General features: G+C 39.4%; 11 protein-coding genes and 1 other annotated feature. Of the genes, 2 read left to right on the top strand and 9 right to left on the bottom strand.

Annotation, left to right across the window (positions count from 1 at the left end; translation table 11 throughout):
• Positions 1 to 134 precede the first annotated feature (134 nt).
• From AC0VYO_RS05105 to ppsA, 4 genes are all read right to left on the bottom strand, one after another.
• Positions 135 to 1,238 (bottom strand): copper resistance D family protein, encoded by a 1,104-nt coding sequence (locus AC0VYO_RS05105; RefSeq protein WP_475368546.1) that lies wholly within the window; start codon positions 1,236 to 1,238, stop codon positions 135 to 137.
• 3 nt (positions 1,239 to 1,241) lie between these two features.
• Positions 1,242 to 1,805, bottom strand: coding sequence for a copper resistance CopC family protein (locus AC0VYO_RS05100; RefSeq protein ID WP_475368545.1), 564 nt, complete (start codon positions 1,803 to 1,805; stop codon positions 1,242 to 1,244).
• Positions 1,806 to 2,119: 314 nt separating this feature from the next.
• Complete coding sequence (locus AC0VYO_RS05095; RefSeq protein WP_475368544.1) at positions 2,120 to 3,343, bottom strand: MFS transporter; 1,224 nt, start codon at positions 3,341 to 3,343, stop codon at positions 2,120 to 2,122.
• Between the two features lie 66 nt (positions 3,344 to 3,409).
• Positions 3,410 to 3,660: a binding site (T-box leader), on the bottom strand.
• Positions 3,661 to 3,705: 45 nt separating this feature from the next.
• Positions 3,706 to 6,072 (bottom strand): phosphoenolpyruvate synthase, encoded by a 2,367-nt coding sequence (gene ppsA, locus AC0VYO_RS05090; RefSeq protein ID WP_475366759.1) that lies wholly within the window; start codon positions 6,070 to 6,072, stop codon positions 3,706 to 3,708.
• 297 nt (positions 6,073 to 6,369) lie between these two features.
• Between ppsA and AC0VYO_RS05085 the strand changes: the two genes are divergently transcribed.
• A complete protein-coding gene (locus AC0VYO_RS05085) occupies positions 6,370 to 7,602 on the top strand; it encodes a PucR family transcriptional regulator (RefSeq protein WP_475366758.1) in 1,233 nt (410 codons plus the stop codon).
• Between the two features lie 123 nt (positions 7,603 to 7,725).
• Complete coding sequence (gene ald, locus AC0VYO_RS05080; protein ID WP_430243572.1) at positions 7,726 to 8,850, top strand: alanine dehydrogenase; 1,125 nt, start codon at positions 7,726 to 7,728, stop codon at positions 8,848 to 8,850.
• Positions 8,851 to 9,001: 151 nt separating this feature from the next.
• On the opposite strand, the gene AC0VYO_RS05075 is transcribed toward ald, so the two are convergent.
• The 5 genes from AC0VYO_RS05075 to AC0VYO_RS05055 form a co-directional block, all read right to left on the bottom strand.
• Positions 9,002 to 9,136: a hypothetical protein gene (locus AC0VYO_RS05075; RefSeq protein ID WP_475369086.1), complete on the bottom strand. Its 135-nt coding sequence runs from the start codon at positions 9,134 to 9,136 to the stop codon at positions 9,002 to 9,004.
• A 256-nt stretch (positions 9,137 to 9,392) separates the two neighbouring features.
• Positions 9,393 to 10,310 (bottom strand): DMT family transporter, encoded by a 918-nt coding sequence (locus AC0VYO_RS05070; protein ID WP_475366757.1) that lies wholly within the window; start codon positions 10,308 to 10,310, stop codon positions 9,393 to 9,395.
• A 328-nt stretch (positions 10,311 to 10,638) separates the two neighbouring features.
• On the bottom strand, positions 10,639 to 10,839 hold the full coding sequence (locus AC0VYO_RS05065) for a DUF3953 domain-containing protein (RefSeq protein ID WP_475368543.1): 201 nt from the start codon (positions 10,837 to 10,839) through the stop codon (positions 10,639 to 10,641).
• A 104-nt stretch (positions 10,840 to 10,943) separates the two neighbouring features.
• Positions 10,944 to 11,465, bottom strand: a complete 522-nt coding sequence (locus tag AC0VYO_RS05060) for a DUF4269 domain-containing protein (protein ID WP_475368542.1) — start codon at positions 11,463 to 11,465, stop codon at positions 10,944 to 10,946.
• Between the two features lie 130 nt (positions 11,466 to 11,595).
• A complete protein-coding gene (locus AC0VYO_RS05055; protein ID WP_430243580.1) occupies positions 11,596 to 11,994 on the bottom strand; it encodes a disulfide bond formation protein DsbD in 399 nt (132 codons plus the stop codon).
• Between the last annotated feature and the right edge of the window lie 651 nt (positions 11,995 to 12,645).

Here is a 12,645-nt window from a genome sequence, read left to right as displayed (position 1 = left end):
GATCAACGCGCATTTTTCAGTCTAGGTGTTTTCTAAGTTGTAGTTAAAGAAGGAAATCTAAAAACTAGAGCCATTATAGCTAATAGATAAATTAAATACGAACCCCCGAGAGCAAGGCTCTCGGGGGTTCGTATTTACATCATTTGAACGCTTTGTAGCAAAGCTAAATAAGCTGATATGATAAACAACACGCTCATTAGAAATGAAAAAATTGGTGCCATCTTTTTCATAAATGCAGCAATCATCACCACTATAAACACTACGGCTAAAGCGCCAAGCAATAGCGTATTCACGTTAACGACTAATTCAATAGAGACACCAGGTCGAACTAATCCGTTTGTGAATAGCGTAAACAGCGGTGATACGCCTTCAAGACGAATGAGAGAAGCCAGATTGTTTGGAGGTGAAGAGTGGCTCATCGCACCCGTAGCGGCAAAAATCAGTAACACCATAACGGATTCTACTTTTGTCCACGGTCTTGGATCAAACGATTTATTCTCTTTAAGCTTTTTCTTCATGATAACACCATTCAGAAAGGCGTATCCGAGTAGTGGAACAATGAGCAAGTGTTTGATTAACAAGCTTTGTCCGTAAGAAACCATCCATGCATCAGGATAATCTTGTAATGGAATAACGAACTGCATTAACAATAGCCCTGTGATCCCTACTACTATGAAACAGATAATAGCGGTTGGATGAAACCATCTCAGAAATTGCGTCCAGTTTGCCGCGTTTTTTGAAAGCCAGCTTATGACAAAAAGTACTCCTACCCAGGTAATAACAGCCGTAAAGTGTATCGTGTGAATAATGAAACCTTTAACTGGATGAAGAGAGCTTGAATGGCTCGCCCACCCTAGTGCTAGAATGAGAAACAGAAGAAGAACCATACCAATGAATGGATATCTCTTCTCCTGCCCATCATCAACGAAGAGAATAAATAAGCTTAACATAATCGACAGCAGAACCGTAAAAGTCCAAGCCTGACCTACTTTAAATGTGAATAATACTGACGACAGAGCTTGCCCTATTCCATAGTCATCATATAAATAAAGAAGTAAATCCAAAATCGGCATGAAGGAAAAAAGCGCAATTCCTCCTGCAGCCAATAGGCGAATTTTTTTAGGAACATGAATAACCGGCTTTTTATCGTGAGAAATAAATAAGAAAAGATAATCCGCAATCAGTAACGCAAAGCTAATATAAAGCAGTGCTTCACTGATTACTGTTAGGAAAAACATTGATTATTTTTTCCTCCTCATTAACAATACGCTACCAATAAGCACAACAACCAGGACACCAATAACGATGCCGATTACTGTACCACTAGAATTTTCTTCTTCAGCGGTATCTGCCTTAGTCTCTTCTTCTTTATTCCTTTGTTCTTCCGTCTCATCAGTTTCTAAATCTTTCGTTGTTTCTTCAGATGATGACTCATCTTCCTTCACTTCCGATTCAGGTGCGTCTACAGAAAAAGAAAACGTTCCTTCAATTGGATGACCATCAACTCCAATAATTTTCCATGGCACTTCATATTCTCCGTTTTCAATTGGCTGATCAAAAGTTCCAGTCATTGTGTTGTTTTCAACTGTGATGTTATCAACTGCTACGGTTTCACCACTCGCATTTTGTAATTCAAAAGAGCTTGTTTCCTCAATTTCTGTTTCGAAAGTGAGGGTTACTATGTCTAACTCCTCTGTAATTGTACTTCCATCTTCAGGGTTAGAACTTTCCAATCCAGTATGGGCGTAAGTCATATTCCCAAATGTGAGTAAACACGCAATTGTTAAAACTAATATTTTTTTCATTATCGTTCCTCCATTAGTTATTTCTGCTGGCAGAATGATTCTCCGTTTCCTATATGAAAAAGGAATCGGAAAACACACCTGAATAAAATATGTGAATCTTTCACTACTCATCACATTCTTCAACAGTATAGTTTCATTATGAGAAACGCTAAAGGTGAATACAATGCTTACAAAAAAACAGTTTTGGATATTCCATGAACTTTCTCAGTGAGAATAGAAGCAATATTTACTTTTCATTCAAGACAGGTGTTCTGCCTTGACTTTTGTCCTTTCGATCGTTATTTAACACCTGAATTGATTGAAAAGGATGGCTACTATTTAGCCATCCTGTGTACTTTCACCGACCTCGTATTCAAAACAACTCCTAAAAGAAGTAATGCAAAGGTTAGCATCACACTTGAACCTACTATAACGCTAAAACGTATAGATATAAGTTCTGCAGCGATGCCACAGCCAATCATCACGACGATAACAAAAACCGCCTCAAGCCAGCTGAACAAACTGCCAATCCTCCCCATGACATCAACGGGAATATTGTTTTGATAAAAAGTGTAAAAGCCAGTATTCATGAACGAAAGAGAAAAGGAAAGAACAAAGCAACCGATCGCAGCTAACTGAAAGGATGACGATAAAGCAAATATCAGATACCCAATGGAAAGCACAATGGCCCCGCCTCCTATTAACGACAGGGGATCTCTTTTTTCTGCAATAACGGTATTAAGAATGGCTCCCAAAAGAACTCCGATTCCAGCGATACTTACGAGAAAACCATATTCGGTATTTGTCAGATGAAGAACTTCTGTTGCGAAGCTCGCTTCAAGTGAATCGACTCCCCAACTCATCACGCCAACCGCACTCACTAGAAAATAAATGAGAATCACAAAAATAGCGCTTCGACTAAACATGTAGACAACACGCCAATCTTCTTTAATCATTTGAAATGAAATCACACCAGATATGTTCATCCTAGTTTCAGCTTCTATATCAGGTAGCAAGAGAAACAACATGCCAGCAAGAAATAATGCAACTGCATTAAGGTAAATGGCATTGGTTGGCGTTCCGATAATAAATAGCACACCAGCAATCGCTGGCCCAATTACAAATGCACCTGAATCGACCAGGCTTCGAAGAGAATTGAAATGGATTCGCCTTTCTTTAGGAAGAAGCTTCGTCATGTAAGTCATTGATGTTGGATGAAAAATCGAGCTACCCATGTTGATCAGAAATACAAGAGCATAAATCATCCATAAGCTTGATAGTAGCGGGAGAATAAGCATCACTAATGCCTGAGTGACATTCACCCCAATCATAAGCCAACGTTTGTTCACGCGATCAATTAGACTTCCAGCCCATGGATTTGTGAATAAAGTTGCGAATGGCTTCAGTAAGTATAGCCCTGTCACAGCAAGAGCTGACCCTGTTTGATTTAAGATGATGAGATTGAGAGCAATATGGTACACCCATCCTCCGATATTTGACACTCCCATTGTTGTAAGCAACAATAGATCGTTCTTCCGAATAGTACTAAGACGCTTCATAACTTGTCAGCTCCAATCGCGATAAGTTTTAACCAATAAAAAAATCTCACCCCCAGGACGTATAGTCCCGGGGGCGAGATTGCTTATCGCGGTGCCACCCCGGTTCAGTCATGTGTCGCCACATGACTCTTATCAGGTACGGCAGAAGCTGCTTATACCATAGCTCGTTAACGGGAGCTCCCGTTACACCATCCCCACGTTCGGTTCCGATGTACAGCTCAGAGGTTTGGTTCAATCATGTTACCTTCACTCCTTTTCAGCTACCGGAGCTCTCTGTGTAAGGTCGCATCATCTACTCTTCTCATCATCGCACTTGATTTTGTTATATAATACCAGTACGGCTACACCTTGTAAATGCTTATTTACAAGCCTCTTATTTTATTTAAAATCATACGCTGCTCAACAGACGCAACTGATCTTCTTGTCGCTGCCACCGTATCTGGATTAATGCTCACGCTATCAATTCCTTCTTGAATGAGGAACTCTGTGAATTCAGGGTAAGTCGACGGCCCCTGTCCACAAATAGAAACGGTTTTACCATACTTATGAGCTCCGTGGATCAGCTGTTTAATCGCTCGTTTTACGGAAGGATTTCTCTCATCGAAATAACCCATGCTGTTCAGAATGCCAGAGTCACGGTCCGATCCAAGAATAAGCTGTGTTAAATCATTGCTTCCGATGCTGAAGCCATCCACAAGCTGCGCGAATTCCTCCGCTTCAAAAATGACAGACGGCACTTCCGCCATAATCCAAATCTTGAATTCCTGATTTTGAACTAGTCCTTCTTCTGCCATAATCTTCTTCACTTTCTCCACTTCCCACGTTGTCCGAACAAATGGAAGCATTGTCCAAACGTTGATTAGGCCGTACTCATCACGAACTTTTTTAATCGCTCGACACTCCAAACGGAATCCTTCTTCATACTGAGGAGAAATATAGCGTGAAACACCTCGCCAGCCGATCATCGGGTTTGCTTCAACTGGTTCCACTTCATCTCCCCCGATGAGGCCACGAAATTCATTCGAGCGGAAGTCGCTTAGACGGACAACCATCGGCTTCGGGTAAATATCCTGCGCCACCTTCGTGATTCCTTCGCTCATTTTTTCAATAAACATCTCTTCTTGTCCGGTTTTAAGCAAATGCATCGGGTGAATACCGATATTTGAAAAAATAAATTCCGTTCGCATTAACCCAATGCCGTCAAACGGCAAGTGTTTGTATTTATTGATTAGATCAGGCTCACCGAGATTCATATAAATCTTTGTTCCTGTAATCGGTGCAAGCTGATGAAGAAGTGCTTCGTTAAACCCTTCGTTGGTGTTCGTCGCTTCAGTAGCCGATTCTTTCTTACTCGCTGGATCAGCGTCATTTAGAATTCCTTCATATACAACTCCACGCGTCGCATCAACCGTTACTTCCATTCCATCCATTAACACATCTGTTGCAATCGAAGATCCAACAATACACGGGATTCCGAATTCACGTGAAACAATAGCGGCGTGACACGTCCGTCCGCCTTCATCTGTAACGAGCGCTGCCGCTTTTTTCATAGCAGGAATCATATCTGGATTCGTCATAATGGTCACTAGAATGTCGCCTTCTTCTACAAGAGAAACTTCACTAATATCTTTGATTTTACGAACCTTTCCGCTTGCAGAACCAGGTGAGGCAGCTAATCCTCGAACGAGCATCTTCTTTGGCGTTTCAACCTTTTCAACCACTTTTGTTTCCTCCTCTTTTAGTGTTGTTATTGGACGAGCTTGCAGAATGTAAAGTTCATTTGTTTGGCAATCAAGGCCCCACTCAATATCCTGAGGCGTTTGATAAAGTTCTTCAATTCGAACAGCGTCACGTGAAAGCTGAGCGATTTCAGCTTGCGTTAAGCATTGTTGATTGACGTGCTTCTCACTTAAATATTCTTTCACGGCAACCGTATCCGTTCCGATTGCGTTGGCTTTCTTTACGACAAGCACTTTCTTTTCGGCTACGTGCTTTTCGATTAATTTAAACGTTCTCTTATCGACGATGTACTCATCTGGTGAAACCATCCCTGAGACAACCGCTTCGCCAAGTCCCCAGCTCGCATTAATCATCATCTGCTCTCGTTCACCCGTAATTGGATTCGCTGTAAAAATAACACCTGATTTTTCACTATTCACCATTAGTTGTACGACCGCACAAAGAGAGACATCGAAATGGTTGAACTGCTGTTTTTCGCGATAGTAAATAGCTCGTGATGTCCAGAGCGACGCCCAGCATTTCTTGATGTGATAAAGAAGTGCTGTAATCCCAGAAATCTCAAGATATGTATCTTGCTGACCTGCAAAAGAGGCTTCCGGAAGATCTTCAGCCGTTGCCGAGCTTCGAACGGCAACGAACGGGTCCGTTACGTTAAGATCCTCACTAAACGCTGCATAAGCATTTCGGATCTCTACTTCAAGAGATTCAAGCATATCTGTCTGTAGGATCCATTCCCTGATCTCAGCACTCACCTCATTAAGCTGATCATTATTTTCATAATCAAGCGTCTTCATTTTTTGAAGAATCGACTGATCAAGTTCTCGTTCAGAGATAAACGTGGCATACGCTTCAGCTGTTACACAAAAACCAGGCGGTACGTGTACACCACTCTGCGTAAGCTCTCCAAGATTTGCTCCCTTACCACCGACAAGAGCAATATCTTCCTTTCTTATTTCATGAAACCATCGAATCGCACTTTGCTCCACCATTTATCCAACGCCTCCCTACTAGATTCGATTATTAGAATAACACATTAATTTAATTATGTCATACCATTTATTTTAAAAGTTTAATAATGATGAACTTATAGGTTGATAGGTTATTATTTTCGTCATTTTTTCTCACCTCGGCCATGATACGTGCCCACTTTCCTTTGTGAATCCTAACAATTTCTTAACTTCTCTTTGTGAAATCCCACAAAGGTGTTCATTTTCTTGTATACTCTTAATCAGAAGTAATGAATGTAAGGACATCGTTTACGAGTCATAAGAAAGGAGTGGTAGAAAATGCATACCGATCAAGAACGTCATAACCCTTTTCAGGGGCCATTCCGTTCGTTAGAAGATTTAGCTGACTGCATTCGAGAAAACCTTGGCTGCCCCGTCACGATTGAAGATTCAGATCATCGCATTCTAGCGTATAGTTCACACGATGAAAATGTGGACCCTGCTCGTATTGCTACTATCATGAAACGAAAAGTTCCAGAAGATGTGATCAAAAGCCTATGGAAAAAAGGCATTATCCCTCAGCTATTTGAGAGTGATGATCCGGTTATTATCCCGGCGATCCCAGAAGTAGGGCTAGGACAAAGAGTGGCGATATCGGTTCGAAAAAACGAAGAGCTTCTCGGCTTTATTTGGGCTCAACTTAATTGGGAAGTAAAGCAAGAAGAATTAGCGCTTCTAAAAAAAGCGGCTAAAGTCGTTAAAAATCAAATTCTTAAACTTGAAATAAAGAAGCGACATTCAGAAGAAGGTCATCGCGAGTTTTTCTGGAAACTGCTTACGGGACATTATACGAAAGAAGCAAATATACTAGATCAAGCCTCCACCTACCAAATTAAGATAAAGGGTGAAATGGCGATCGTAGTCTTTGAGTTTAATGATGAAATTCAACAATCGCTCGAACGCCATATGAACTATTACATTCAGGCTTCTCACCAAATCGAATTAATCTATAGTACGTTGGATCAGAATCAGCTCATTCTGCTCGTTCGACCAACTGATCAAAAAAACACGGCCGAGCAGCTATCAGAATTTGTACAGGTGTTTGTTGAGAAAATTAGTAATCGCCTTGGTGTTGATACACTAAAAGGCGGAGCTGGTACGCTTTACCAAAGTCCTCTTTCGATTAAAGATAGCTACCGTGAAGCACTTCATGTGTTATCCATTAAAGAACGATTCAAGCGTGAAGTGATGTCAATTTATAGCTATCAAAATCTTGGGATCTATCAATTTATTGATCTTCTCTATAAAGAGCGCAAGCATTATCAAAACAATTATATTGAGAAGCTCAAGCAGTACGATGCCATTAATCACACACAGCTACTTGAAACGCTAGAAGTATATTTGCAGCACGATAGCAACGTGAAGGCCGCGGCTCAGGTTCTCCATGTTCATACGAATACGTTAAACTATCGGTTAAAACGCATCACTGATGTAGCAAATCTTGATTTAAAAGACGCTAACCAAAAAGTCACAATCTATCTCGATTTAAAAATAGAACAAATGAAATTATAGGGTGTTTGTGTAATTACACAAACACCCCCTTTTATTTTCTTTTATTTACACAATGTGAAATCCAAATAGGGCGTCTATAATCGTAGGTAATTGATCATTAATTAAGGCTAAGGGGATGAAATGATGTATATTGGTATTCCAAAGGAAATTAAAAATAATGAAAATCGTGTAGCGATTACTCCAGCAGGCGTCATCGCACTAACAAAGGCTGGTCATCACGTAACAGTTGAAACTGAAGCAGGAATTGGAAGCGGTTTCGAGGATATCGACTATCGAGAAGCTGGCGCCACAATTGCGACAGATGTAGCCGTTGTTTGGAATCAAGAAATGGTGATGAAAGTAAAAGAACCACTTCCTTCTGAATATACTTATTTCCGTGAAGGACTCATTCTCTTCACTTATCTACATTTAGCAGCTGAGCCTGAACTAACGAAAGCTCTTAAAGATAGCGGCGTAACAGCGATCGCGTACGAAACAGTTGTCGATCGTGGAACATTACCACTTCTAACACCAATGAGTGAAGTGGCAGGACGCATGGCTTCTCAAATCGGTGCACAAATTCTTGAAAAGCCTAAAGGCGGAAAAGGCATTTTGCTTGGCGGCGTTCCAGGAGTGAAGCGTGGCAAGGTAACCATTATCGGCGGTGGCGTTGTAGGTACAAACGCAGCGAAAATCGCGATGGGTCTTGGCGCAGATGTGACGATTCTTGACTTAAGCGCTGAGCGCCTTCGTCAGCTTGATGATATTTTCGGAAATGCGATTAATACGCTTATGTCTAATCCACTCAACATCGCACAAGCTGTTAAAGAAGCGGACCTTGTTGTTGGAGCCGTACTCATTCCAGGAGCAAAAGCTCCGAAGCTTGTAACCGAAGAAATGGTGAAAAGCATGACACCTGGATCTGTTCTTGTCGATGTTGCGATTGACCAGGGCGGAATCATTGAAACAGTTGATCACATTACTACGCACGATAACCCAACTTACGAAAAGCACGGCGTTGTTCATTATGCCGTAGCGAACATGCCTGGTGCAGTTCCAAGAACATCAACGATCGCACTAACAAACGTAACGATTCCTTACGCGATCCAAATCGCAAATAAAGGCGTAACGGCTGCGATCCAAAGCAACCCGGCACTTGAAAAAGGATTGAACGTAGCAAACGGAGCGATTACTTACGAAGCCGTTGCACGTGACCTTGGTTATGACTATGTTTCAGCAAACGATGCTTTGCTTGGCACGCATGCTTAAACCGTTAAATTGTAAAAGGGGAACTCCAATGAGAATGGAGTTCCCCTTTTTTTCATTCAATTAAAGCTCCAACTTTGCAAAAAATATCGAAATATAACTTGTCATAAGAAAAACATAGGACGAATTTAATCTCCCTCTGTTTTCCACAACATTATTTATCTGTCTGTTTTTGCTTCTTTTTTAAATACTCCGCACGTATTTTTTCAAGATGACTCTTTTTATCAAATTTAGCAGACGGCTGTTTCTCATGAAACTTTGTCACAGCTACCTTACTTTTGTTATCCAATTGATATCTTCCCACTTTGCTCACCACTTTTCTTCTCTTACAAGAGAATCTATTCAACAATATAATACACCTTATTTTACAGCAGTAATCTTTATTTTGAACACTTATTTCACAAAAAATGTACTTCTAGTTCTTAAAAACTTGCTCCGAAATTACTGAAGACTTGATCTCGAGATATCCTCAAGATTTTCAACTAACGCACCAAATAGGCTTTACTGCATTTGGTAACGAGTCGTGACAGGCACCGTCAAATGAATCACGCTTCGATACGGTTATATTGCTGTGGGCGATTTATTTTTTGGTTCTTTGATTCCTGCACGATGATCACAGAGCTGATCACCATGATCATTCCGATATATTGCCACGTCGATAAGGTTTCGTTGAAAATGAAGAACCCGATGACAGACGCGACGACTGGCTCAATCGTTGCTATAATCGAGGCACGGCTTGATTCCACATATTGAAGACCTTTCGTGTAGAAAATGAATGGGAGCATCGTAGAAAGAAAGCCAAGTCCGATTACGAGTCCTACCACTTTTAGATCGGTCAAAGTAGAAACTCTCGAACCTAATCCACTGAAAGGGACAATTGCGAATGAAGCGAAAAGAAACGTGTACACCGTAACGGTTAGTGAGTCATATTTCGAAAGTGCTGCTTTTCCGAATATGCTGTAAAGGGCATAGAAAAATCCTGATCCTAGTCCAACGATTAATCCATATAGCGAAATGGATGCGGTGGAGCTAGAAAAGATTCCAATTACAAGGGAACACCCTATCAACGTAATCATTAGGGCAGTGACCTTGCGAGCGGTCAGTGATTCTTTGAAGAGAATTCGAGATAGAATCGTAACAAACGCCGGTGCTGTATAAAGTAAGATGAATGCAATCGAAATAGAAGACTCTTTCATAGAACTGAACAAACACCAATTAAAAAGAACAATACTAATAATACCGGTACCTATGAAATACCCGGAGTCCCCCACCTTTATTTTGAACAGATGACGATTCTTTATAAAAACATAAGGGACCATGAAGATGGAAGCCGTTAACACTCGCATTGCTACGACTTCAAGCGGCGTAAATCCTATCTCATAAAGGTACGTTACGAAAATCCCTATTACTCCCCATAGTGAAGCTCCGATTGCAATCAGTAGCCATGCCGATTTACTTTCCATCAACATCCCTCCTATCTATAATCCATTTATACTAACACAGGACTAATTCCCCTTCAAAACCATATCTGGATTTAAGTAAGTATAAATTAAGGTCCAGACATCAAACAATTAAACAAATCTACGCAAATTATCTCAAATCCAAGTTTTCTAGAATGCCGCACAAATTTCCATACTAATCATTTCAAAAAAATTCCCCATATCTCAATCTTTATTTACAGTTAAAAGGAGCCTATCTATTACAGATAAGCTCAGATTTACTTGAAGACTTGATTTCGAAGCAATCAGTTAGATTTCCCACAAAATCTCACTCTGTTTTTTGCTAGATTACTTATATAGTATAAATCCCAACAAAAAAACTAAATCCAGCAACAAGAAATGATGTGAATGCGACTGGCTTTCGTTTTTGAAATTCAATAACTCCCATGAGAAGAAACATTCCACCCATTAATAGCAATAAATAAGGCAACATGATTCCAGTTGTTCCAGTTACCAAGCCATAGCTACAAAAGGCAACTAAAACAGTCGCCAAAATTATTCTAATTATTTTCACCAGTATTCCCCCTGACCTTTTCTTCAGAAAGTCAAACTAAATACCTATTTAAAGATAACTCCGAGTTTATTGAATAAAGTAATTCAATTCATTTTGGATATAATCCCCTCTTCAATTCCATAGCGTATGAGACCATAATATGGATCTTCAGTAATTCCGAGGATCTCACAAAATGCTGGTTCAGTTTTGTGACCTTGTTTTCTGAGTCCTAACACTTTGGATTTAAGTTCAGGAATTTTTTGCATCAACTTATATTCAATTATCATATGAAGATATGCGTTCTGATTATGTACAGGCTCATTTTGCCCGAATAACTCGAATTCAAAATTATTGAAAACAAAATTCGCTTTTACAACCTCTTTAAACCTAATGGTTGTTCGCTTCACCTTGAATTTTTCTTTATTCCCATAAAGAGTTTTTAGCTGACTTTCGAATTCATCTAGTTTATTTACATCCATAATAATGTCTAGATCAGAGTCCTCTACATCGATTCCAATTGGGATGGTTCCGCACAAGACTGGATGGTAGGTTCTTAATTCATACATAATACCCAGTTTTTCAATTGCTATATAAGCTTTTTTCTGTTTATCACTACCAAATTTCATTGCTTCAAATAATTGAATGAGTACCACCTTCCAACTTAAGGTTATCTAATTTGAGAATGACATGATGTATTCCAGATTTGCTCCGAGATTGCAGAGTAGCCTCTGTCCTTCAAGACTCACAAACATCTCCTTATCTTGTAGCATTAAAGTTACTTGTTACTTTATAAACAACACTGCCAAAAGTAAACTTAACAGGGTATAATGAAAGAATCACAGCAATAATCACACTGAGAGTCCTTACCCCTCCAGTTAAGTGTAATATATCGTTTATCAAGTAATTAGCCAATTGGATAAGACTAAATACAATAACCACTGACACAATAAATGCAAACAAGCTTAGAATTATTTGTAATAAGGACATTTGTTTTATCTTTCCTAATTTTTTTATGTTGCCATTATTAACTGAAAAAGAAATATACGCCATTGGCGTTAATAATAAGTACCAACTTGAATAGCCAAACCCTATCCACGAAGCACCCATTGCCAAAAGCAGAATCCACCCAATTATGTTAAAGGTTTTTTTACTCACTAAAACACTCCCCCAAAAAATTTTCAGAAAGGCCCCCGTTAGCTTAATAACTTTTTATTTTCCTTTAGAATTACATTGTCGTCTTTTTTTCCTCTTTCCAATGCCTCACGATAAGGCTTGCAGAGAAAATTAACAATATCAACATAAAAATTGAGGAAATTAAAGATATAATTCCTGCTTGATTACTAATGTCATTAAAGAGTTCGAACAAAAAATAAGGCATTAACAGTATGCTTATTACAAATATAAGAACTTCAACTTTCACTTTTGATACCTCCATTACAAATTTTCACTTTTAATTGCAACCATTCTACCGATGGTAAAGTGAATTTCTTCAATAATATGGCCGAATTTATAATACCAATTATTTCAAATGAATCCACATGACTCAATCTTTAATTCTAGTTAAAAGAAGCCTATCTTATTAATGATAAGCTCCGATATAGCTGAATACTCAATTAAATAATAAACACTAGCATATCCTTTGGTTATCTTCTTCTATTTTTCCGTACATTGATAACCAATTGTGATGCAAGAATAACCGTTATTATTCCTAGCAAAATATTAGTTACACTTAATGTTCCATTCAAATCGTTTAACACGCCAGCGATTGACTCAAGTCTTATTTCCAAGGTATTACCTCCCTTTCCA

The sequence above is a fragment of the Anaerobacillus sp. 63XJN7_4_ISO-PGPR-S23-413 genome (genome assembly GCF_056173725.1).
The sequence above is the reverse complement of the archived record's forward strand: the minus strand, read 5'-3'. Positions and strand labels throughout refer to the sequence as shown.

Excerpts from the sequence above, each read along its gene's own strand:
- AC0VYO_RS05070 (WP_475366757.1), bottom strand. The coding sequence starts at position 10,310 with ATGGAAAGTAAATCGGCATGGCTACTGATTGCAATCGGAGCTTCACTA.
- AC0VYO_RS05095 (WP_475368544.1), bottom strand. The coding sequence starts at position 3,343 with ATGAAGCGTCTTAGTACTATTCGGAAGAACGATCTATTGTTGCTTACA.
- AC0VYO_RS05085 (WP_475366758.1), top strand. The coding sequence starts at position 6,370 with ATGCATACCGATCAAGAACGTCATAACCCTTTTCAGGGGCCATTCCGT.
- AC0VYO_RS05105 (WP_475368546.1), bottom strand. The coding sequence starts at position 1,238 with ATGTTTTTCCTAACAGTAATCAGTGAAGCACTGCTTTATATTAGCTTT.
- AC0VYO_RS05100 (WP_475368545.1), bottom strand. The coding sequence starts at position 1,805 with ATGAAAAAAATATTAGTTTTAACAATTGCGTGTTTACTCACATTTGGG.
- ald (WP_430243572.1), top strand. The coding sequence starts at position 7,726 with ATGTATATTGGTATTCCAAAGGAAATTAAAAATAATGAAAATCGTGTA.
- AC0VYO_RS05060 (WP_475368542.1), bottom strand. The coding sequence starts at position 11,465 with ATGAAATTTGGTAGTGATAAACAGAAAAAAGCTTATATAGCAATTGAA.
- ppsA (WP_475366759.1), bottom strand. The coding sequence starts at position 6,072 with ATGGTGGAGCAAAGTGCGATTCGATGGTTTCATGAAATAAGAAAGGAA.